Genomic DNA, 21,772 nt, shown 5'->3' on the forward strand with positions numbered 1-21,772 from the left:
GAGGGGCCTGCTGGCCTCCCATTTCCCGGGGGCCGTGCGGTACCGCCCGCGGGAGCAGGGCTAGGGCGTGATGGCCATGTTCGCGAGGACCCTGCCCGCCAGCTCCGCGTCCCCCTCGACCTGGACGGTGACGGCGTCGGCGGTGCAGCGTCCGGCGGTGAGACGCACGTAGGTCTCCAGGTCCATGGAGAGCCCGGCGGTCGGGTCGTCCGGTTCGGCCCAGTGGCCGCGCCGGTCGCCGTCCACGCGGACGGCCGCGTCGAAGTCGGGCGGGCCGGAGATCGCGAACGCGACGGACTGGCCCGGCTCCGCCTTCCCCGGACGGGCGACGATGCGGCGCAGGGCGACGCTCATCAGCTCCCAGAAGGCGTGCGCGGCCGGGGCGTCCAGGTTGCCGGGACGGCCCACCGCGCGGCGGATGTCCTGCTCATGCGTCCAGCAGTCGAGGGCGCGGAACTTCACCAGGCGGCTGTAGGGGCCCTCGCGCCCGTCCGGGCACATGACGACGCGGTCGGGGTCGAGGCCGGGCAGCTGGACGAGGCGGCGCTCCAGCGCGTCCGCGAGCTGCTCGGCGACCACCGGGCCCGGCACCGGGCGCCGCACGTGGATCGCGGCCTCCAGCCACCGGCCGAAGTCGTTGCGGACGTGGTCGAACTCGGGGACCTCGACCTCGGGCTCGGGTTCGCCCAGCAGGGTGAGCTCGACCCCGACGATATGGGCGAACTGGTCCTTGACCGTCCAGCCGGGGCATTCGGTCGGCAGGTGCCAGTCGGAGTCGGCGAGCGTCGCGGCGAGCGCGAGCGTGGATCGGATCGTCTGCTCGTAGGCGGCGGTGTTGGTGCGCATCGGCTCGTCCATGTCGGCCCCTCCGTCGGCTCCCGAGCCTACGACGCGCCCACACGCGTTTGGAACGTGTCAGGGGTGGTCGGTGCGCAGGTGCCGGTGGAGGGCCGAGAGTTCGAGGTGGGGCTGGTGGCAGCGCACGCAGGCCCACACCCCGCTGGGCACGGTGTACCCGTGCGCCGCGGCGTCGTCCCGCGCGCAGAGCAGGTGGTAGGTCTGGACGAGGCGCCGCCACGTCCGCCTGACGGCCGATGACATTCCCGCTCCCCTCCGAGCCGGGTCGTTCTCGATCGGCCCAGGATAAGGCACGGGAATGTCAAGCCGGAACGCCGAAGATCACCGGATCCGCCGGACCGGGATCCGCCGCGCTCACTGGCCGATCTTCACTCCGGGCTCGCCGTGGCGGTACTCCATCGGCCGGGTCCCGCGGCCTCCGGGGACCTTGCCCCCGGTGCGCATCTTGAAGGTGGGCAGGATCGTCCGGCCGAAGGTGTTCTCGAACATCATCGCGGCCGCCGCGTACAGGGCGAGGACCGCGGACGCGACGAACAGCCAGCCGCCGACGTCCAGCGCCCAGCCGGACGGCGCCCAGAAGCCCGCCGAGGTGAACCCCGCGGCCGCGGCGAGGACCGCCAGCAGCAGCGCCAGGACGAGGTTCGCGCCGAGCGCGGCGATCGCGCACAGGCCGGTGATCGCCGCCAGGACGACGAACCAGAACGCGAAGCCCTCACTGAGGCCGCCCAGGACCGGGGCCTGCTCCACCGGGTACGCGCCCATGCCGACCAGCATGAACAGCAGGCCGAACGCGAGCCAGAACGCGCCCCACATGCCGTGCACCGCGGTGGCCAGGCCGTCGCGCGCCCGGTAGGCCCACATGCCCGCCAGGAACTGGGCGAGGCCGCCGAACGTCAGCACGAACGGCCACAGGACCAGCGGCGTGCCGGCGTCGCCGTACCAGCCGGCCTCCCAGGCCCCGACCATCATCGTCGCGCCCGCGAGCCCGAACAGCCCGAGGATGGACGGCGCCGCGACCGGCTGGAGGGAGATGCGGGTCCGATCCTCCCAAAGGGCGTGCTCGCCGGGCATGTCGGCGCCCCTGCCCGGGGCCGCCGCCGCGGCGCCCTGGGCCGGCGTCGCCGCTTCGGCGCGCTCGTCGGCCATACGCGCTTCCGCACGCTCTCTACGCCTTGCCATGAGATCCCCCTCTGGAATAGGAGAGCTATAAAGGCCCCCTAACCACGCCCTTGAGGGTCAAACTGCCTCAGAACGGATACTCAATGACATCTCAGGCGTATTCGGGGTTGTTTGCCGCGCGCAGGGGCGACCATGGTGATTCCATTAACGACCGCGCGTTTCCCCGGGCGCTCAGGCGCGGGGGCCGCAGTGGATCTGCAGGCCGGGGGTCGAGTGCCACCCGATCGTCGCGAACAGCTTGTCGATGTGCGGCGAGACCGCGTGCAGGACGAGCATCCGCCCGCTCTCGTGGAGGTCGAGCGCGGCGAGGTTGAAGGCGCGGAGCCCCGCGACGTCGACGAAGTCGACATCGGCCAGGTCGACGTGGACATCGCCGGGCGAGCGGCCGCCCGCGGCGTCGAGCGCGCGCGCCACGTCCCCGGCGTTCGAGACGTCGATCTCGCCGCTCAGCACGAGCCGGGCCGCGGTCGTCGAGGCGGTGATGTGCAGCAACGCCGTGTCGAGCTCGACGATGCCGGCGCCGGGCGATGCCCGCTCGCCCGACTCGACGCCGTCCTCTCCGTCGGTGATCCGCCAGACCGTCATCCGCTCCTCGCCTAGGACCGGGGGTGCCGCTACCGTGTGCGGTCCCGTATATCCCAGGCTCTCATCTGTCGGCGCCTTCTGGCCCCAACCGGGCGGGAAAACAACGATCGGGAGCGAATTCCTCCGCGCGGCGTCCGGTCACGGCGAGCAGGCGACGGGATCGGGTCTCGCCGCTGCGCGGGGCTCAGAGGTCCGGGAGGAGCGTGGCCGGGGTGATGGGCAGGTGGCGGACGCGGATGCCGGTCGCGTGGTGGACGGCGTTGCCGACGGCCGCCGCCGCCCCGACGATGCCGATCTCGCCGATGCCCTTGGAGCCCATCGGGTTCAGGTGCGGGTCGGACTCCTCCACCCAGGCCGCGTCGATGTCGCGGACGTCGGCGCAGGCCGGGACGTGGTACTGCGCGAGGTCCCGGTTGAGGAAGTCGCCGAACTCCTCGTCCATGACGCTCTCCTCCAGCAGCGCCATGCCGACGCCCATCGTCATGCCGCCGATGAACTGGGAGCGGGCGGTCGCCGGGTTGATGATCCGCCCGGCGGCGAAGACGCCGAGCATCCGGCGGACGCGGACCTCGCCCGTGTCGGCGTCCACCTCCACCTCGGCGAACTGCGCGCCGAACGCGTGCCGGGCGTATTTCTCGCGCGCCTTGAGCTCCGCGCCGGTGTCGGCTGCCGCCTCCAGACCCTCTGGCGGGATGGCGCCGTTCCCTGCGTGGGACGATCCCCCACGGCCCCCGGCAACGGCGCCGTTCAGCTTCGCGCGCAGGGCTTCGCAGGCGCGGACGACGGCCGTCCCCCATCCGGCCGTCCCGGAGGAGCCGCCCGCGACCGACGCCCTGGGGAACGCGCTGTCACCCAGCTCGACCCTCACGTCGCCGAGGTCCGCCTTCAGCGTCTCGGCGGCGATCAGGGCGAGGGCGGTGCGGGCGCCCGTGCCGATGTCGGCGGCGGCGATCCGGACGGTGAACGTCCCGTCCGGCTCGGCGCGGGCGATCGCGCGGTTGGGGCTCATGTAGGCGGGATAGGTGGACGCGGCGACGCCCGTGCCGATGAGCTTGCGGCCCTCCCAGCGGACACCGGTCGCGGGGTCGCGCCCGGCCCAGCCGAAGCGGGCGGCGCCCTCCTGCAGGCACGCGACGAGGTTGCGGGAGCTGAAGGGCAGGCCGCTCTCCGGCTCCCGGTCGGTGTCGTTGCGGATGCGCAGCTCTATCGGGTCGATGCCGGTGGCGATGGCGAGCTCGTCCATGACGGATTCGAGCGCGTACATGCCGGGCGTCTCGCCCGGGGCGCGCATCCAGGACGGTGTGGGGACGTCCAGGGGAACCAGGCGGTGCGACGTCCGCCGGTGGGGCGCCTGGTACATCACGCGGGTCGGCGTTGCGGTCTGCTCTGCGAACTCCTTCACGGTGGACGTCTGCTCCACCACGTCGTGGAGGATCGCGTTCAGGCGTCCGTCATTGTCCGCGCCGAGCCTGAGGCGCTGGATCGTCGGCGTCCGGTAGCCGGTCGTCGCGTACATCTGCTGGCGCGGGACGGCGAACTTGACGGGACGTCCCGCGGCGCCTGCGGCCATCGCGGCCAGGACGACGTTCGGCTTAGGGATTCCCTTGGAGCCGAACCCACCGCCGACATGCGGGGCCACGACCCGTACATGGGACGGGTCAAGGCCGAAGGTCTGGGCGACCATGCTCTGGACGGTCGACGCACCCTGGGTCGAGTCGTAGAGCGTCAGGTATCCGTGCTCGTCCCACAGGGCGATGGTGGCGTGCGGCTCCATCGGATTGTTGTGCTCGGCGGGCGTCGTATAGGTGACGTCCACGCGGACTGCTGAATTGTTGAACACCTCCTCGGGCTCACCCTGCTCGGTGTCAGCGGGGAAGACCGGGTTCACCTTGCCGGGCTGGTAGAGGCTCGGATGGTCGGTGCGCAGCCGCACGTCCGGTGCCTCCGGCGCATACTCGACATGGACGAGACGGGCCGCCTCCCGAGCCGTTTCGAGCGTCTCGCCGACCACGGCCGCGACGAACTGGCCACGGTAGGAAACCGTCCGGGACTGGAACACGGCCAGTTCGCCGTCCGGCGGATCGCTGAGCCTCGGCGCGTTCTCGCACGACAGCACGGCGAGCACGCCGGGCAGCGCCATCGCCGCCTCGGTGCCGACGGCCGTGATCTCACCGCGTCCGACGCTCGCCTGAACGGCCGCCACGTACGCGACGTTCTCGACGGGGTACTCGAACGCGTAACGCGCCGTTCCCGTGACCTTCTCGCGGCTCTCCAGCCGTTCGGTCATGACGTCGTCCCCTCCCCCGGCTCGGCCGCCTCGGCCCGTTCTGCCAGCTCGGTCAGCGTCCGGACGATCAGGTTGCGCGCGAGCGGCACCTTGTAGGCGTTGTCGCGCAGCGGCTCGGCGGCGTCCAGCTCGGCCTCGGCGGCGCGCAGGAACGACTCCCGCGTCGCGGGCCTCCCCCGCAGCGCCTCCTCGGCGCGCCAGGCCCGCCACGGCTTGTGCGCCACGCCGCCCAGCGCCAGCCGGACGTCCCGCACAGCGCCCTCGCGCACGTCCAGCGCCGCCGCTATCGACACCAGCGCGAACGCGAACGACGCCCGTTCCCTGACCTTGCGGTAGCGGGACGGCATGCCGAGCGGCGGAACCTCGACCGCCGTGACAAGGTCGCCCGGTTCCAGGACGGTGTCGCGCTCCGGCTCGTTGTCGGGCAACCGGTGGAACTCGTCCATCGGGATGGTTCTCTCCCCGGCGCGGCCTAGGACGTGCACGGACGCGTCCAGCGCCGACAGTGCCACCGCCATGTCGGACGGCTGCGTCGCCACGCACGCCTCGGAATGACCCAGGATCGCCAGGTTGTGATGCTCGCCTTCCCTAGCCGGGCATCCGGTTCCGGGGTCTCGCTTGTTGCACGGCTTGGCGGTGTCCTGGAAGTAGGAGCAGCGTGTGCGTTGCAGGAGGTTGCCGCCGACGGTCGCCATGTTGCGTATCTGCCCGGACGCCCCCGCCAGGACGGCCTGCGCAAGCATGGGATGCCCTTCACGGACCGTCCGGTCCGCGGCGAGCGCGCTGTTGCTCATGGCCGCGCCGATGAGGAGCCCGCCGTCCGGGGTCAGCTGGATCTCGTCGTACGGGAGGTGCGCGACGTCCACGAGCCTGGCCGGCGTCTCGACGCCGAGCCGCATCAGGTCCACGAGGTTGGTTCCGCCGCCGAGGTAGTAGGTCTCGCCGTCGTGCCGCGTCAGGGCGTCTTCAGCGCTGGTGGCGCGCTCGTAGGTGAACGGCCTCATGCCTCCGCCGCCTCCTTGCGGCGCGACGCTTCCCTGAGCGCCGCGACGATGCCGACGTAGGCGCCGCACCGGCACAGGTTGCCGCTCATCCGTTCGCGTATCTCGTCGTCGTCCAGGACGGGCTCGGAACCGAGGTCGCCGGTCACCGTGCTGGGCCAGCCTTGTCCGGCCTCGTCCAGCATCCCTGTCGCGGAGCAGAGCTGACCGGGCGTGCAGTACCCGCACTGGAACGCGTCCTGCTCGATGAACGCCTCCTGGACGGGACTGAGCCGGCCGTCCCGCGCGAGCCCTTCGACCGTGACGATGTCCGCTCCGTCATGGGCGACGGCGAGCGCGAGGCACCCGTTCGCGCGGCGTCCGCCGATGAGGATGGTGCACGCGCCGCACTGCCCGTGGTCGCAGCCCTTCTTCGAGCCCGTCAACCCGAGGTCCTCGCGCAGCACGTCCAAGAGGGACGCGCGGGTATCGACGCTGAGCCGGTGCTCCCGTCCGTTCACGACGAGGGTGATGTCGGCGTGCACCGGGGTGGATTCGCTGTCCATGATTCCGCCCTACCCTCGATCCACGCCTGTTCACAGGAGTCACGGCCGTTAAGGGGAGCCACGGCCGCTCAGAGGGCGTCGGGGTCCGAAAGGATCTCCACGACCTGGCGGGCCGTCTCGGTCGGCAGCGGGGCCGGATGGCCCTTCCACCTGCGGGACGCGGCCATCGCCGCCGCACCGGCCCCGCCCCCGTACACGGCCGCCGCGACGAACGACGCCAGCTCGGGCGGCAGCTTCTTCTCCAGCAGCAGCACGTTCATCCGGTAGACGGCGGCGGTCGCCATCACACCGAAGGCCCCGGCGACGGCGCCGAGCCGCAGCGCGGGAATGCGCCGCCTCGCCTTGTCCAGCATCTCCTCCTGCGCGGCGTCGGCCACCCGCCGGACGAGCAAGAGGTGCTGCGCCAGCGAGTCGTCGTCGACCTCCGCGGGCTCGTACGACTCCGTCATGACCTCGCTTTACCCGTGAGCGTGCGCGGGAACCGGGAGAGCAAAATGTCACCGTCAGTTACTTTGCGCGTGCTGTAAGTTGCCGAGCGGACCCTTCTGGGCCTGTCCCGGACCCCGCGAGAGAGAGGCCGGTCGATGCAACCGTTCGAGCTGCCCGACTTCTACGTCCCGTACCCGGCCCGGCTCAACCCGCATCTGGAGGGCGCGCGGGCGCACACGATGGCGTGGGCGCGCGAGATGAGGATGCTGGACGACCACCGCTACCCCGGCACCCCCGACATCTGGGACGAGGCCAAGCTCGAATCCGCCGACTACCCGCTGCTGTGCGCCCACACCCACCCCGACTGCTCCGCCCCTGAGCTCGACCTCGTCACCGACTGGTACGTCTGGGTCTTCTACTTCGACGACCACTTCCTGGAGGTCTTCAAGAGGACGCGGGACGAGGCGGGCGCGAAGGCGTACCTCGACCGGCTCCCGCTGTTCATGTCGCTCGACCCGCCGGAGCCGACGAACGCCGTCGAGCGCGGGCTCGCCGACCTGTGGGCGCGGACCGTCCCGGCGAAGTCGGACGCCTGGCGCCGCCGTTTCTCCGAGAGCACCCTCAACCTGCTCCGCGAGTCGCTGTGGGAGCTGTCCAACATCAGCAGCGGACGCGTCCCGAACCCGGTCGAGTACGTCGAGATGCGCCGCAAGGTCGGCGGCGCACCGTGGTCGGCCGATCTGGCGGAGCACGCCGCGGGCGTCGAGGTCCCCTGGCGGGTGGTGCGGACGCGGCCGCTGCGCGTCCTCAAGGACACCTTCTCCGACTCCGTCCACCTGCGGAACGACATCTTCTCCTACCAGCGCGAGACCGAGTCGGAAGGCGAGATCAACAACTCCGTGCTGGTGATGGAGCGGTTCCTGGGCGTCGCCCCGCAGGTCGCCGCCGACACCGTCAACGACCTGCTGACCTCCCGGCTCCGCCAGTTCGAGAACACGGCCCTCACCGAACTGCCGCAGCTCTTCGAGGACTACGCCCTCGACCCCGTCGAGCGGGTGAACGTGTCGGTCTATGTGAAGGCGCTCCAGGATTGGCAGTCCGGCTGCCACGAATGGCACACGCGCTCCGGCCGCTACATGAACAAGAAGTCGCTGGGCATGTCCGCCGCCCGCATTCCCGCCCTGCTCAGGTCAGCCCGGATCAGCATTCCGCACGTCCCGTACCAGAAGGTGGGGCCGACGCCGCTGCCCGAATTCGACATCCCCTATCCGGCGCGCGTCAACCCGCACCGCGCGAGCGCCGGGGCCAACACCGTCGCCTGGTGCCGCGACATGGGCATGTTCGACCCGCAGCCGCGCCTTCCCGACCCGATCTGGAGCGAGGAGTCGGTCACCGGAATGGCGCTGGAGATCTGCGCCGCGTCCCTCGACCCGGACGCGGGCCCGGAGGCCCTCGACCTCGCGACCCAATGGCTGGCCTGCGGCACCTACGGCGACGACTACTTTCCCGCCGTCTTCAACCGCGACCGCGACATGGCCGGGGCGAAGCACTTCAACGCCCGCGTTCCCGCGTTCATGCCGCTCGACTGCGGCCCCACCCCCGACCCGCAGAACCCTTTCGAGGCGGGGCTGGCCGACCTGTGGCGGCGCACCGCCGCCCCCATGGACGAGGCCGGGCGGCGCGAATTCCGCGCCAGCGTCGAGCACATGGTCGAAAGCTGGGTCTGGGAGCTGCACAACCACCTCCAGTCGCGCATCCCCGACCCGGTCGACTACATCGAGATGCGGCGCCGCACGTTCGGCTCCGAAATGACGATGGCCCTCGCCAGGATCGAGCACGCGCCCGAGATCCCCGCCGGCGTCTTCACGACCCGCACCATCCGCGAGATCGACGCCTCCGTGATGGACGTCGCCTGCCTCATGAACGACTGCTTCTCCTACCAGAAGGAGATCGAGTACGAGGGCGAGCTCAACAACGGCGTCCTCGCCGTGGAGAACTTCTTCGGCTGCGGACGCGACGAGGCGCTGCCCATCGTGAACGACCTCATCACGTCCCGCCGCCGCCAGTTCGAATATCTCGCCGCGCACGAACTCCCCGTCCTGGCCGACGAGATGAACCTGGACGAGACCGCCCGCGCCGCACTCGACGCCTACGTCGGCGAACTCCGCGACTGGATGGCCGGCATCCTCAAATGGCACCGGGAGAGCGACCGCTACGACGAGCGGCCGGCGCCGCGGGGCGCCCCCGTACCCGCCGGCCTCGGCACCTCCGCGTTCCGCCTCCACGCGCGATCGGGCCGCTGAACGAGGGCGTCAGGCAGTGAACGAGGCGGTCAGCCGCTGAACGAGGCGGTCACGCCGGGAACGGCACGGTCAGGCCGGTGAACGCTCGCCCTCCGGCGCGGTGCGCTGGGCGGGGATCATCAGGGTGTGGCGCTCGTCCTGGGTGAGCCGCCGGAACACGCGGCTGCGGGCCCGCGCGACGAGCGCCTCGCCGTCCGTCACGGCCTCCCACACCCGCACCGTCCGGTCGGTCGACGCGGTCGCGACCCGGGTCCCGTCCGGCGACCAGGCGACGTCCCACACCTCGTCGGCGTGGACGGCCGCGACGCACAGTTCCCGCCCGGCGGGCGGGTCCCAGAGCCGGACGGTCCGGTCCGTGGACGCCGTCGCCAGGATCCGGCCGTCCGGCGACCACGCCATCGACCACACCCAGCCCTCGTGCCCGGTCAGCACCGCCGCCTCGACTCCCCGCGCGACGTCCCAGACCTGCACGTCGCGGTCCCTGGACAGGGCCGCGATGTGGCCGCCGTCCGGCGACCACGCCATCGCCCGCACCGCGCTCTGCGGCACGGTCAGCAGCATGACCTGGAGCCCGGTGCGGCTCTCCCAGATCCGGACCGTCCCGTCGTGGGAGGCGCTCGCCACCCGTTCCCCGTCCGGCGACCAGGCGACGGCGCGGACGGTGTCCTCGTGCCCGCGCAGGACGAGCGGCCCGGCGCCGCCGCGCCACTCGTGGATCCGGACGGTGCGGTCGTCGGACGCGGTCGCGAGCCGGTCGCCGCCGGGCGACCACGCGACGGCCCGCACCCAGTCGCCGTGCTCGTCCAGCACGGACTCCTCGGCGCCGTCCGCGGCGCGCCAGATCCGCGCGGTGCGGTCCCGGGACGCGGTGGCGACCCGCTCGCCGTCCGGCGACCAGGCCACGTCCCAGACCTCGTCGGTGTGCCCGCGCAGCACCAGGAGGGACCTGCCGCGGGCCCAGATCCGCGCCGTACCGTCGTAGGAGGCGGAGGCGAGCCGGCCGCCGGCGGACCAGCCGACCGCCGCGACCGCCGCGGTGTGGCCGCGCAGCACGGTGATCTCGGCGGCGCGCTCGGTGTCCCAGAGCCGGACGGTCCGGTCGTCGGAGGCGCTGGCCAGCCGGGTGCCCTCCGGCGCGAACGCCGCCGTGCGCACGTTCTCGGCGTGCCCGCGGAACACCGCCAGCTCGGCGCCGTCCCCGGCCGACCAGAGCCGGATCGTCCGGTCGTGGGACGCGGTGACCAGGTGACCGCCGTCCGGCGACCAGGCCACGGACCACACCAGGTCGGCGTGCCCGCGCAGCACCATGTCGGACGCGCCCGTCGCCGCGTCCCACACGCGGGCCGTCCGGTCGTAGGAGCAGCTCGCCACGCGGTTGCCGTCCGGCGCCCACGCGACCATCCGGACGGTGTTCTCATGGCCGCGCCAGACCGCCTGCTCAACGCCGGTGGCCACGCCCCAGACCCGGATCGTCCGGTCGTCGGAGGCGCTGGCGAGCCGGTCGCCCTCGGGTGACCAGGCCACGTCCCTGACCCATCCCTCGTGGCCGCTCAGCGTCGACACGGCCGTCCCGTCCGCCGCGTCCCAGATCCTGATGTCGCCGTCGCGGGAGGCGGACGCGACGCGGGAACCGTCCGGCGACCAGGCCACCGACCACACCATGTCGCCGTGCCCGCGCAGCACGGCCACGCGGGTGCGGGCCTCGACGTCCCAGATCCGCGCCGTGCCGTCGTAGGACGCGGACGCCAGCCGCCTGCCGTCCGGCGACCAGACCGCCGACGCGACCGTGCTCTCGTGCCCCCGCAGGACGGCGACCTCGGCCCCGGACGCGGCGTCCCAGATCCGGACGGTGCGGTCCGAGGACGCGGTCGCCAGCAGGGAACCGTCGGGCGACCACGCCGCCGACCAGACCCCGTCGTCGTGGCCGCGCAGCACGCCGCGCATCCGGGACACCGCGAACCCGGCCGACAGCGCCCGCCGCGCCAGCGGGGTCGGCGCGCACTCCTCGTGCGCGGCCAGGGCCAGCAGCAGGCTGTGCTCCGGATCGGTCTGGAAGGCGGTGAGCGCCTGCCGGGCGATCGAGTCGGCGAGCCGTTGCATCGCGACGCCGTCCGACCGGTGCGAGATCTCGACGAACTCCGCGACGAGCGGCTCGATCGCCGCCAGGCCGTCCGCCTCGGCGATCCACTTGCGGGCCCCGGTCAGCCGGTCGCCGCGCAGCAGGTACGCCTCCTGGCGGCCGTAGCGGTCCCACTCGGCGGCCCACTGCTCCAGGTCGGCGATGCGGCGCAGCACCTCGGCGTGCAGCGCGATCGTCTGCCGCAGCGGGGCCCACACCGAGAACAGCGCCTCGTGCGACACCTCGAACACCGCGTCGTCGCCGTCCCGGCCGCTGGTGCACAGCCGCTCGCGGACGAACGCGTCCACGACCAGGCGTCCCGGCCCGTCCAGCTCGCCGGCCGGCACCCGCCGCCGCGTCGGCCGGCCGTCGGTGAACTTGACGAACTTCAGCAGCGTCTGCAGGACGGGCGGCGCCGGGTCCAGCGCCTCCAGCTCCGCCATCAGCCGGTCGGCGCGGCGGGTGAGGGCGCCGTCGACGCCGCCGGTCCTGCGGTAGTCCTCGATCGTGATCGTGCTGTTCCGGCCGACGTGCAGGTACAGCTCGTGCAGGAGGTAGGCGAGCAGCGGCAGCGCCGTCCCGTCGCCGGTGTCGTCGGCCATCTGCGCGACCAGCTCCGGCGGCTCGAACGTGATGCCGACCCGCTCCGCCGGTTCCCGGATCACCGTCCGCAGCGCGGCCCGGTCGAGCGCCGTGACCGTGAACGGGTGCCGGAACAGCTCGGCGTGCTCGCCGCTCAGGAAGGCGGTCAGGAACTCCGCCCGGAACACGAACACGACCCACAGCTTGGGGTCGCCGTCCAGCGCGTCCTTGAGGAGGCCGAGGAACGCGTCACGATCGTCGCCGCCGCTCAGCGTCAGGAGTTCCTCGGCCTGGTCGACGACGATCAGCACCGCGCGGTTCCGCCGCCCCCCGCGCAGCGCGTCGAGGCGCCGGACGAGCGCGTCGCGGCCGTCCCGCCGGAGTTCCGCCGCGATGTCCGCGGCGTCGGCTGCCAGGGCGTCGGCGAGGCCGTAGGACAGCGACTCGAACGGGTCGTCCTCCGGCGTCATCGACGGCACGACGACCCACCGGCGCTGCTGCGCCATCCTCGGCAGGAGCCCGGCGTGCAGCAGCGACGACTTCCCCACGCCGGACGGCCCGGTGACCGCGATCGTCCGCCGCTCGCCTCTCAGCCGCTCCACGAGTTCCTGGATCTCGCCGTCCCGTCCGAAGAAGACGGCGTCGTCGTCCTCGGTGAAGGCGTCCAGCCCGGGATACGGCGACCGGTCGCCCTTCCACACCGGCCGCGCCAGGTTCCGCCGCTCCTGCCCCTTCTCCCACGCCAGGACGAGCGGGATCAGCAGCATGCACAGCACGATGACCGGAAGCGCCCACTTTTGCACTACATGCGTGGTTTGTGGCGAAACCTGCAATGCCAGCCCCAGCAACGCCACCAGCAGAATCATCAGGTACCCGGGAAAGACGGGACCCTGCCGCCGCCGCATGCACATCCTCCGAACGCAGAACGCAAACCCCGCGCATGCTACGTCCGCGCCGCTCCGCGAGTTGATCAGAGCGGGCGCGAAATGCTGGGCGGCGTCCGGACATGTGGCCTGTGTCCGGTCAATCCAGTACGCCCAGGGGCGTGCGCCGAGAGGAGGGGCATTGCCATCCCCCTTGGAGGACTCCCATCCGCCCGACGACCGGCGGCGACGCTTCGAGGACATCTACGCGGCCAATCGCGTCCCCATCCTCGGCTACGCGCTGCGCCGCACCGCCGATCCCCAGGACGCGGCCGACGTCCTGGCGGAGACGTTCCTGACGGCCTGGCGGCGGCTGGACGATGTCCCGTCCGGCGCGCAGGCGCGGCTGTGGCTGTACGGGGTGGCCCGCCGGATCCTGGCGAACCACCATCGCGGCGAGCGCCGCCGGTCCGCGCTGGCCGCCGACCTCGGCTCGCTGCTCCGCACCGACCTCGCCGGTGCGACCGCCGCCGAAGGAGTCGCCGGAGACCTGGCGGACGTCGCCGCCGCGTTCCGGAGCCTGCCCGAGCCCGACCGGGAGCTGCTGTCCCTGGTCGGCTGGGAGGGCCTGGACCACGGCGAGATCGCGACCGTCCTCGGCTGCTCCCGCAACGCGGTGCGGATCCGCCTGCACCGCGCCCGCCGCCGGTTCGCCCGCGCGCTGGAGCGCACGGAAGCGGACGCCCGTCCCCTGCCCACCGCCGTCCCGAACGGAGAACGCGCATGAACCGCGACATCGACGCCCTGATCGGCAGGCTCGCCCCGGTGACCGACGACCGGGCCGGGCGGCTGCTGTCCGAGGAGACGGCCGCCGCTCTGGCCGACCGCATCACGGCCACCGTCCCCGGCCCCGCCTCCGGGCCGCGCAGGCGGCGGCCGGTGCTCGTGACCGTCGGCCTCCCGCTGGCGACCGCCGCCGCGGCGGGCGCGGCCGTCACGGTCGTGGTCGCGCGGGACGAGCCGGGGACGCCGGGCCCCCCGGTCAGCACCCAGGTCAGCCCGATGGTCAGGCTGGCGGCCCTGTCCTTCACGGCCCGGGGCGACTACATCGACGTCCGGGTCCGCGACCCCCTGGCCGACCCGGAGCGGTACCGCGCCGAGTTCAAGGCCCGCGGCCTCGACGTCAAACTGTCGCTGGTGGCGGCCTCGCCGTCCATCGTCGGCACCCTGGTGATGATGAGCACGAGCGACGGCACCGGCGAGGACGACGTCACGGCCATCACCGCCAAGGGCGAGTGCGAGACCGGCGGCGGGGGCGACCAGTGCCCGGTCGGCGTGCGGATCCGCACCGACTACAAGGGCGACGCCGAGATCGTCTTCGCGCGCGCGGCGCGTCCGGGCGAGCACTACAACAGCACCGCGCCGGTGACGGCGCCGGGCGAGGTGATGCACGGGATGACGTTCCGGGGCCACCGCGTCGGCGAGGTGCTGGCCGCCCTGAAGAAGCGGAACGTCACCGTGCCCGAATACCGCGCCATGTACGGGAACGAGAGCAGGGACCTGCGCCCCGAGCAGGTGCCGCCCACCTGGTACGTCCATGACGCCTCCCCATGGGCCAAGAACCAGGTCATGCTGTTCGTCGGTCCCGCCCCGTCCGAATGAGCCCCTCACCGCAGCGCCCCGGCCCGCCCGCCGGGGCGCCCTGGTGATCAGGGGGTGAGGGTGGCGCGGGCGGTCATCAGGGCGAAGCCCAGGAGGTTCTGGCCCTTCCAGGCTGAGGGCTGTTCGGCGCGGGGGTCGTCGGCGGCCATGCCTATGCCCCAGACGCGGTCCAGGGGGCTCGCTTCCACGAGGATGCGGTCGCCGGTTCCCAGGAGATAGTCGAGGAGTTCTTTGTTCTGGGCGAACTTGGCTTCATTGCCTTTGGTGACAATGACGAAACGGTTGTCCTGCCAGGTTTGCTCATTGAAGTCACGGACGCGGCGGCCGAGATCTTTCGCGCGGCGGGGATGGGAGGCGGCGACGATGGCATCCGCCGATTTCTCGTCCCCGAACAAGCGCGCCTTTTCAGCCATCATGTAGTGCTCGGCGGTGGCATAGACGGTGCCGTCCACGGTGAAGGGAGATGGCCACCACTGGCTGAGGTAGCCGGGGCCGGGGGTGCTGTGCCCCCAGAAGAACAGGAACTTCAGGCGTGTGCCCTCGTTCTGGAGGCGGATCAGGTCGGCGACGTCCATGGGGAGAGGGTGCCAGGAACGGGGACGCGCGGCGAGCGGGTTCCGGACGGGAATGGCCGATCGGGCGGCGGTGTTGGGAGATGTGCCGCGGGCCGGGTGAGCCCGCGGTCTAGACCATTTTGCGGAACCGGGCCGGTCATCGGGAACATTTCCCTTGTTCCGGCCCGAACAGGAGGACAGCGGTAACGATGAGCAATCCCTTGGCGAACCCTCGACGCACCAAGGTCATGGAGTGGCCCGAGCGGCTGCCGGAGGACGCGGAGTCCGAGCGTCCCGCGGAGTCCGAGGCGAAAGAGGACGCCGCGCGTTGACGGCCGCCCGGCCGATAGATCAGGACCCGTCCGGAATCTCCGGGCGGGTTCTCTGCTCACCGGGGCCTCCCGGACGGAGGGGCGGTGCTCGCGCGCAGGACGGTCTCGCCGGAGACGCGTTCGACGCGGCTGCGGCGGGACGCCGGCTCGCGGAGCGCCAGGCCCATGACGCGCTCGCCCATCGCCTCCATCGGGAGCGCGACGGTGGACAGGGCCGGGGTCAGGTCGCGGACGATCGGGATGTCGTCGAACCCGGCGAGCGAGATGTCGCCGGGCACGGACACCCCGTGGTCGCGGAAGGCGGCGAGCGCGCCGATCGCCATCAGGTCGCTGACGGCGAACACGCAGGTCGGACGTTCCGCGCGGCGTAGCAGCTCGACCGCGGCGGTGTAGCCGCCTTCGCGGGTGAAGGCCGCCTCGACGATGTGCCGGGGCGGGACGCGGGCGTCCGCGCCGGCGAGCGCGCCGGTGAACCCGCCCAGCCGGTCGGAGACGGTGGTGAGCGCGCCCGGGCCGGTCAGCACGCCGAAGCGGCGGTGGCCGAGGTCGAGCAGCGCGCGGGCGAGGGCGGCGGCGCCCTCCCGGTGCTGCGGGAGGACGGCGTCGGCCTTCAGGCCGCGGTGCCGGCTGAGGACGGCGACGCGGCCGCCCGTGCGCTGGTAGGGGTCCAGCTCGGCGGCCATCGAGCGCGCCCAGCCGCGGTCCTCGAAGCCGGAGCCGATGAGCAGGATCGCGCGGGCCCGCTGGGCGCGCAGCATCGCGACGTACTCGACCTCGCGGGCCGGGTCGTGGAAGGTGCTGGCGAGCATCACGAGCATGCCGTGCTCGGCGGCGGTGCGCATCACGCCGTGGGCGATGGCGGCGAAGTAGGGGTCGCTGACGTCGTGGCAGACCAGCCCGACGGACTTGCTGGACGAGCTCGCGAGCGCCTGCGCGTGCGCGTTCGGGGTGTAGCTCAGGCCGGCGGCGGCCGCGAGCACGCGCTCCCGCAGGTCGGCGCGGACCTGCGCGGTCCCGTTGAGGACGCGGGACGCGGTGGCGAGCGAGACGCCCGCCTGCCGCGCCACGTCCTGCAAGGTCACGTATGCGCGTCCACCGGGACGGTGCCCCTCCGTCATGAGCGCCCCCAGGGTCGCGGGCGGCGCGGCGGACCCGGGCGAAGGTCCTCGTCGACCACGCCGTGCGACCTTCTCACCGTACCCCCGAAAGCGCTTTCCACCATTTCGTCCCGGGGGCCGCACCGCGCTTTCCCGATGCGCCGATGAAACCGCCGGGAAAGGAGGCGGAGGTGACGCAGATCGACGACATCGTCCGGCTGGTCCGCGACGTTTTCGGCGCCGGCGCCGTGGGCGCCTATCCGCACGGCTCCGCCGTTCTCGGCACGCTGCGGCCCCACAGCGACCTGGACGTGCTCGTCGTCGTGAGACACCCGATGACGGCCGGAGCGCGGCGGGTTCTGAGCGACGGGCTGCTCGCGGCCTCGCGCTATCCGGCGCGGGGCGGGCTGCGTCCCGTCGAACTGACCGTGGTCGTCCAGCCGGCCGTCCGGCCATGGCGTTATCCGCCGGAATGCGAATTCCTGTACGGCGAATGGCTGCGCGCCGAGTTCGAGCGCGGGGAGATCCCGCCGCCCGCACCGAGCCCCGACCTGGCTCCGGCCATATGTGGATCATGTCCTCGGCGCCATCGGGCGCCTGACCGACGGCTAGGGGCGCAGGCGGGTCGCGTAGAGGCCCTCGTCGGTGGCGGTCAGGAGCGTGCCGTCCGGGGCGAGGGCGAGGTCGTTGACGGGGGCCGGGACCTTGACGCAATGGGACGGCGCGAAGGGCGTGGCGTTGCCGGACGGCACCGCGTCCCAGGCCAGGATCGTGCAGGGGTCGCCCTCAAGGCCCGCGGCGACCAGCAGGCGGCCGGGGGCGCCGCTGCCCGAGGTCGCCACCCGGTCGCACGGGCCCGGGGCCGTCAGGACGGTGAGCCGGTCGCCGTCCAGGCCGCGGACGTGCAGGGCGCTCTCCACCGGTTCGACCAGGACCAGACCATGCGGCGACAGCGCCGGCACCGCTCGGGCGGACGGGACGGTCGCGATGTCCTCACCGCGCTCCACGTCCAGGACGACGGCGTCCGCGGCGCCGGTCAGGGTGATGAGCGGGCCGGTCGCCGGGGTGGCGTGCAGGGCCGTGCGGTCGATGGCCGTGCCATGGCCGAGCCAGAGGGCGAACTCGGCCAGCGGATCGCCGGTCAGGGCGTCCCAGACCACGACCTCGGCGTCGTTCGCGGGGCCGAAGATCGCGACGACGGCGCCGCGTCCGCCGTGGACGGCGAGGGCGAGCAGGTCGGGCTGGCCGTCCAGGACGAGCTCGCGGCCCGTGCCGACGTCGTGGACGTGGACGCGGTCGCGGTACGTCCAGGCCACGGCCGGCGATCCGGTGAGGAGGCCGAACGTCCACTCGTTGCGGTCGGCGGGGAAGTCGGGGATCGGCGGGCGGAGGGGCGTGCCCGTCGTGAGGTCCCATGCCTGGCCGGTGTTCGCGCCGTAGGCCGTCCGGGAGGTGAACACCAGCGGCGGCCCTTCCGCGGTGGCGGCCACGCCGTCGAACGACCCGTCCGCCAGCGGGACCGCCGGCACGCTTTCGGCCATGCGAGGGAGGGTAGGGCACCGGCCTCAGATCGTTCCACGAAGTGGCGAAACCGTGGCTGTCCGGCGAGCCGCCGGGATTCGGCGGGTTGGGCTAGGTTCGTTCGTCGTGGAACCGGTTGATCTCACGCCCGTCGAGCGGCGCGTCTGGAGGGCGTTCCCCACCGGGACGCCGGTCGACCTCCGGGACGGCGCGGACGACGACCCGGAGAACGGAGCAGCCTGGGGCCCCGGGCGCACGGTGCGCGCGGAGGTGCTGCGCAAGCTGCTGCTGAGACCGCTGGTGGACGGCGATGTCGCCGCGCTCCGGCTGACCGGCGCGCGCATCGTCGGCGTGCTCAGCGCGTACTACGCGACGGTGGAGCATCCCGTGCGGTTGAGCGCGTGCCACTTCGAGGAGGCGCCCATGCTCTTCGGGGCGCGGCTCCGGCGGCTGAACCTGTCCGAGTCCTACCTGCCGGGACTGGACGCGGGCGGCGTGCGGATGGACACGGCGCTGCGCCTCACCGACTGCCGGATCCCCGGGGAGCTCCGGCTCATCGGCGCACGGCTGTCCGACGCCCTCTTCCTTGAGCGGGCGCGCCTCGGGCGGGAGGACGGGCCGGGCGGGGAGGTCCTGCAGCTCAGCCATTCCACCATCGAACGCGACCTCGTGGGCGACGCGCTGGTGGTGCACGGGGAGGTCCTGCTGGACGGGGCGTCGGTGTCGGGCCGGGTGAAGCTGGACGGCGCCGTGATCGCCAACCCGGGCGGGCCGTCGCTGTACGCCGACAACCTCACCGTCGGGTCGGACGTGATCGCCACGCGGGCCCGGTTCGACGGGGAGGTCAACCTGCGCGGCGCGACGATCCCGGGGCTGCTCGTCTTCACGCAGGCGCGGCTGTCGTCGCTGCGCGCGACCAGCGCCGCGATCGGGGAGGTGTGGCTGCGCGAGGGCAGGGTCGACGGCGAGGCCAACCTGCTCCGCGGGGCGTTCGGGCTGCTCCACGTCCCGCCGGGCGCGTTGCGCGGCACGGTCTGGCTGGACGGGCTGACCTACGGCACGCTCGCCCCGCGGCTCCCCGCGAAGGTGCGCATCGCGATGCTGGAGCGCGACGCGGAGGGGTACGTCCCGCACGCCTACGAGCAGCTCGCCGCCGCCTACCGGCAGGCCGGGGACGACCGGGCGGCGCGGAACGTGCAGCTCGCCAAGCAGCGCAGGCTCCGCCGGACGCGTCCCTGGTACGCGCGGCTGTGGGGGCTGCTGCAGGACGTGACGGTCGGGTACGGGTTCCGTCCGGTATGGGCGGCGGCCTGGCTGGGCGGGCTCCTGGCGGCCGGCGCCGCGGCGTTCGGGTCGCATCCGCCCGAGCCGCTGAAGGCCGGCGAGCATCCGCCGTTCAACGCGCTGTTCTACACCCTCGACCTGATGCTGCCGATCATCGACTTCGGCCAGGAGAAGGCGTTCAAGCCGTCCGGCGGGTACCAGTGGCTCTCCTACGGGCTGGTCATCGGCGGCTGGGTGCTCGCGACGACGATCGCGGCCGGGGTCAGCCGGACGATCAACCGCCAGTGACGATCGGCCGCCGGCGATCAGCCGGCGGGGACGGCGCGGAGCCGGGCGGCCGTGTCCTCGGGCGGGACGTCGTTGACCCAGGCGGCCATGCCCGACTCCGACCCGGCCAGATACTTGATCTTCCCCGGGGCGCGGCGGACGGAGAACAGCTCAAGGTGCAGGCGGACGAGGTCGCGTCCCTCGCCGGCGGGCGCCTGGTGCCAGCCGGCCACGTACGGGAGCGGCGTGTCGTCGAGCGCGTCGCAGCGGCGGAGCAGCTCGCGGTAGAGGACGGCCAGCTCGTCGCGTTCGGCGGCGCCGAGCGCGGCCAGGTCGGGGACGTGCCGGTGCGGCATCAGGTGCACCTCGACCGGCCACCGGGCGGCGGCGGGGACGTACGCCGTCCAGTGCTCGCCGGACAGCACGACGCGGGCGCCCGCCCGCTCGGCCTTCAGCACGTCGCCGAACAGGCCGGGGCGGGCGGCGGCCTGCGCGAGCATCCGCCCGGTGCGGGGCGTGACGAACGGGTAGGCGTAGATCTGCCCGTGCGGATGGTGCAGGGTCACGCCGATCTCGACGCCGCGGTTCTCGAAGACGAAGACCTGCTCGACGTCCGGGATCGCGGAGAGTTCGGCCGTGCGGTCGGCCCAGGCGTCGATGACCGTCCGGACGCGGGACACCGGCAGGCGCGCCATGGACGTGGAGTGCTCGTCGGTGAAGCACACGACCTCGCAGCGCCCCGCGCCCCGGGAACGCTCCACGCCGTCGATCACGGACGGGACGGGCGGCGGCGTCCGGACGTCGAAGGACGGGAACCGGTTCTCGAACACCGCGACGTCGTAGGACGCGTCGGGGACCTCCGACGCGGGCCCGCCCGGGCACAGCGGGCACCGGTCGGCGGGCGGCAGGAACGTCCGGGCGTTGCGGTGCGCGGTGATCGTGACGTGGTCGCCGGTCAGCGGGTCGCGGCGGACCTCGCACACCGGCTCGACCGGCGGGAGCCCGCGCGGGTCGGCGGCGGGCACCCGGTCCGGGGCCTCGTCGTAGTAGACGATCTCGCGGCCGTCCGAGAGCCGCGCGCGTGTCCGATGCATGTCCCGGCAGCGTACCGGCGTGCCGCGCGCCGCCCGCGCGGCGGTCTACAGGGCGGGCGCGGTCGAGCGGCGCCGCGCCCGGTGGACGGCCAGGATGTGCTTCATCAGCGTGGTCAGGACCTCTTTCCCGTCCGCGCGGTCGCGGGCGTCGCACAGCACGACCGGCGGCCCCTCGCCGAGGTCGAGCGCCTCCCGGATCTCCGCGGAGGTGTAGTCGAAGCCGTCGTCGAAGCGGTTCACGCCGACGACGAACGGGAGGCCCCGGTTCTCGAAGTAGTCGACGGCGGGGAAGCTGTCGGTGAGGCGGCGCGTGTCGGCGAGGACGACGGCGCCGAGCGCGCCGTAGGACAGCTCGTCCCACATGAACCAGAAACGGTCCTGGCCGGGCGTGCCGAACAGGTACAGGACGAGCCCGGGGCGGATCGTGATGCGGCCGAAGTCCATCGCGACCGTGGTGGTGGTCTTCCGCTCGACGCCGCCGGTGTCGTCGACGCCGAGGCCCCGGTCGGTGAGCAGCTCCTCGGTCTGCAGGGGGCGGATCTCGCTGACGGCGCCGACCAGCGTCGTCTTGCCGACGCCGAATCCCCCGGCGACGAGGATCTTCACCGCCACCGGAGCCGGAGGCGGGGCCGCCGCGGCCTGGACGACCGATTCCGCGCCGTCAGAGCGCTTGGAGACCATCGAGCACCTCCTTCAGCAGGCGTTCCTTGGAGAGCGCGCTCTCCGGTGGCGGGCGGGTGGTGGTGATGAGCCGGTGGTGCAGCAGGTCGCCGAGCAGGACGCGCACGACGACGAGGGGCAGCCCCATCCGGGCGGCGATCTCGGCGACCGGCTGCGGGTACAGGCACATCTCCAGGATGTCGAGATGCTCGGGCCCGATGCCGGGCGAGCCCGACCGGGGCCGCGCCGCCGTGGAGATGATCGTGATCATGTCGAAGGGCTCGGCGGTCGCGGGCCTGGCCCGGCCGCGCGTCAGGGCGTAGGACCGGACGATCGGCCCCGCCTCCTCATCGAGCCATTCGGCGCCAGGACCGGTCATGGCCCGTCACGTGTCCTCGTTGTCCAGGATCTCGGCGCGGCCGCGCCGGGTGCCCTGCTGGATGGACGACATCATCGACCGCAGCTCCTCGGGCGTCCGGAGGGGGCGCGCCTGCCCGGCCCCGGGGCCGGCGCCGGAATCGGGCTCGGCGTCCGGCACGGGGGCGGCGAG

Annotated in this window: 20 protein-coding genes and 1 pseudogene; 6 read left to right on the forward strand and 15 right to left on the reverse strand. The window is 73.0% G+C overall.

What is annotated here, in order from left to right:
* Nucleotides 1-60: 60 nt before the first annotated feature.
* The 8 genes from ETD83_RS11070 to ETD83_RS11105 all read right to left on the reverse strand — a co-directional run bounded on the left by ETD83_RS11070 (nucleotide 61) and on the right by ETD83_RS11105 (nucleotide 6,904).
* Nucleotides 61-858, reverse strand: a complete 798-nt coding sequence (locus ETD83_RS11070) for a maleylpyruvate isomerase family mycothiol-dependent enzyme (protein ID WP_138644990.1) — start codon at nucleotides 856-858, stop codon at nucleotides 61-63.
* Nucleotides 859-915: 57 nt separating this feature from the next.
* Nucleotides 916-1,101, reverse strand: a complete 186-nt coding sequence (locus ETD83_RS11075) for a hypothetical protein (RefSeq protein WP_138644991.1) — start codon at nucleotides 1,099-1,101, stop codon at nucleotides 916-918.
* 111 nt (nucleotides 1,102-1,212) lie between these two features.
* Nucleotides 1,213-2,004, reverse strand: a complete 792-nt coding sequence (locus ETD83_RS11080) for an acetate uptake transporter family protein (RefSeq protein ID WP_171064141.1) — start codon at nucleotides 2,002-2,004, stop codon at nucleotides 1,213-1,215.
* A 204-nt stretch (nucleotides 2,005-2,208) separates the two neighbouring features.
* Nucleotides 2,209-2,622 carry an STAS domain-containing protein gene (locus ETD83_RS11085; protein ID WP_138644993.1) on the reverse strand — a complete coding sequence of 138 codons (414 nt, stop codon included), beginning with the start codon at nucleotides 2,620-2,622 and terminating at the stop codon, nucleotides 2,209-2,211.
* A gap of 184 nt (nucleotides 2,623-2,806) precedes the next feature.
* Nucleotides 2,807-4,909 carry a xanthine dehydrogenase family protein molybdopterin-binding subunit gene (locus ETD83_RS11090; protein ID WP_138644994.1) on the reverse strand — a complete coding sequence of 701 codons (2,103 nt, stop codon included), beginning with the start codon at nucleotides 4,907-4,909 and terminating at the stop codon, nucleotides 2,807-2,809.
* A complete protein-coding gene (locus ETD83_RS11095; RefSeq protein ID WP_138644995.1) occupies nucleotides 4,906-5,913 on the reverse strand; it encodes an FAD binding domain-containing protein in 1,008 nt (335 codons plus the stop codon). The genes ETD83_RS11090 and ETD83_RS11095 overlap by 4 nt, the downstream gene beginning before the upstream one ends.
* Nucleotides 5,910-6,455, reverse strand: coding sequence for a (2Fe-2S)-binding protein (locus tag ETD83_RS11100; protein ID WP_230420827.1), 546 nt, complete (start codon nucleotides 6,453-6,455; stop codon nucleotides 5,910-5,912). The genes ETD83_RS11095 and ETD83_RS11100 overlap by 4 nt, the downstream gene beginning before the upstream one ends.
* Before the next feature lie 68 nt (nucleotides 6,456-6,523).
* A complete protein-coding gene (locus ETD83_RS11105) occupies nucleotides 6,524-6,904 on the reverse strand; it encodes a phage holin family protein (RefSeq protein WP_138644996.1) in 381 nt (126 codons plus the stop codon).
* Between the two features lie 135 nt (nucleotides 6,905-7,039).
* Here ETD83_RS11105 and ETD83_RS11110 point away from each other — a divergent pair, with 135 nt between their 5' ends.
* A complete protein-coding gene (locus tag ETD83_RS11110) occupies nucleotides 7,040-9,187 on the forward strand; it encodes a terpene synthase family protein (RefSeq protein ID WP_138644997.1) in 2,148 nt (715 codons plus the stop codon).
* Nucleotides 9,188-9,256: 69 nt separating this feature from the next.
* Here ETD83_RS11110 and ETD83_RS11115 read toward each other — a convergent pair whose 3' ends face one another.
* On the reverse strand, nucleotides 9,257-12,655 hold the full coding sequence (locus ETD83_RS11115) for an nSTAND1 domain-containing NTPase (protein WP_171064142.1): 3,399 nt from the start codon (nucleotides 12,653-12,655) through the stop codon (nucleotides 9,257-9,259).
* A gap of 298 nt (nucleotides 12,656-12,953) precedes the next feature.
* On the opposite strand from ETD83_RS11115, the gene ETD83_RS11120 reads away from it, so the two are divergent.
* Both ETD83_RS11120 and ETD83_RS11125 read left to right on the forward strand, forming a co-directional pair.
* Nucleotides 12,954-13,538 carry an RNA polymerase sigma factor gene (locus ETD83_RS11120; protein ID WP_230420828.1) on the forward strand — a complete coding sequence of 195 codons (585 nt, stop codon included), beginning with the start codon at nucleotides 12,954-12,956 and terminating at the stop codon, nucleotides 13,536-13,538.
* A complete protein-coding gene (locus ETD83_RS11125; RefSeq protein WP_138645000.1) occupies nucleotides 13,535-14,413 on the forward strand; it encodes a hypothetical protein in 879 nt (292 codons plus the stop codon). The genes ETD83_RS11120 and ETD83_RS11125 overlap by 4 nt, the downstream gene beginning before the upstream one ends.
* A 47-nt stretch (nucleotides 14,414-14,460) precedes the next feature.
* On the opposite strand, the gene ETD83_RS11130 is transcribed toward ETD83_RS11125, so the two are convergent.
* Nucleotides 14,461-14,988 (reverse strand): NADAR family protein, encoded by a 528-nt coding sequence (locus ETD83_RS11130; RefSeq protein WP_138645001.1) that lies wholly within the window; start codon nucleotides 14,986-14,988, stop codon nucleotides 14,461-14,463.
* 188 nt (nucleotides 14,989-15,176) lie between these two features.
* Between ETD83_RS11130 and ETD83_RS45295 the strand changes: the two genes are divergently transcribed.
* Complete coding sequence (locus ETD83_RS45295) at nucleotides 15,177-15,299, forward strand: hypothetical protein (RefSeq protein WP_268920444.1); 123 nt, start codon at nucleotides 15,177-15,179, stop codon at nucleotides 15,297-15,299.
* A gap of 56 nt (nucleotides 15,300-15,355) precedes the next feature.
* Here ETD83_RS45295 and ETD83_RS11135 read toward each other — a convergent pair whose 3' ends face one another.
* Nucleotides 15,356-16,381: a LacI family DNA-binding transcriptional regulator gene (locus ETD83_RS11135; RefSeq protein ID WP_230420829.1), complete on the reverse strand. Its 1,026-nt coding sequence runs from the start codon at nucleotides 16,379-16,381 to the stop codon at nucleotides 15,356-15,358.
* Nucleotides 16,382-16,560: 179 nt separating this feature from the next.
* Between ETD83_RS11135 and ETD83_RS45930 the strand changes: the two are divergent.
* A pseudogene (locus ETD83_RS45930) lies at nucleotides 16,561-16,719 on the forward strand (nucleotidyltransferase domain-containing protein); the annotation flags it as partial.
* Nucleotides 16,720-17,004: 285 nt separating this feature from the next.
* Here the strand turns inward: ETD83_RS45930 and ETD83_RS44340 are convergent.
* Nucleotides 17,005-17,937, reverse strand: a complete 933-nt coding sequence (locus ETD83_RS44340; RefSeq protein WP_138645003.1) for a hypothetical protein — start codon at nucleotides 17,935-17,937, stop codon at nucleotides 17,005-17,007.
* 106 nt (nucleotides 17,938-18,043) lie between these two features.
* Here ETD83_RS44340 and ETD83_RS44345 point away from each other — a divergent pair, with 106 nt between their 5' ends.
* Complete coding sequence (locus ETD83_RS44345; RefSeq protein ID WP_138645004.1) at nucleotides 18,044-19,489, forward strand: membrane-associated oxidoreductase; 1,446 nt, start codon at nucleotides 18,044-18,046, stop codon at nucleotides 19,487-19,489.
* A gap of 17 nt (nucleotides 19,490-19,506) precedes the next feature.
* Here the strand turns inward: ETD83_RS44345 and galT are convergent, their stop codons facing one another.
* Genes galT through ETD83_RS11165 form a run of 3 tightly spaced genes read right to left on the reverse strand, consistent with a single transcriptional unit; the run spans nucleotide 19,507 to nucleotide 21,601 of the window.
* A complete protein-coding gene (galT, locus tag ETD83_RS11155; RefSeq protein WP_138645005.1) occupies nucleotides 19,507-20,562 on the reverse strand; it encodes a galactose-1-phosphate uridylyltransferase in 1,056 nt (351 codons plus the stop codon).
* A gap of 45 nt (nucleotides 20,563-20,607) precedes the next feature.
* Nucleotides 20,608-21,243 carry a GTP-binding protein gene (locus tag ETD83_RS11160; RefSeq protein ID WP_138645006.1) on the reverse strand — a complete coding sequence of 212 codons (636 nt, stop codon included), beginning with the start codon at nucleotides 21,241-21,243 and terminating at the stop codon, nucleotides 20,608-20,610.
* A complete protein-coding gene (locus ETD83_RS11165) occupies nucleotides 21,224-21,601 on the reverse strand; it encodes a DUF742 domain-containing protein (protein WP_138645007.1) in 378 nt (125 codons plus the stop codon). The genes ETD83_RS11160 and ETD83_RS11165 overlap by 20 nt, the downstream gene beginning before the upstream one ends.
* Nucleotides 21,602-21,772 lie beyond the last annotated feature (171 nt).

This window comes from Actinomadura soli (genome assembly GCF_005889715.1).
Lineage (GTDB): Bacteria > Actinomycetota > Actinomycetes > Streptosporangiales > Streptosporangiaceae > Spirillospora > Spirillospora soli.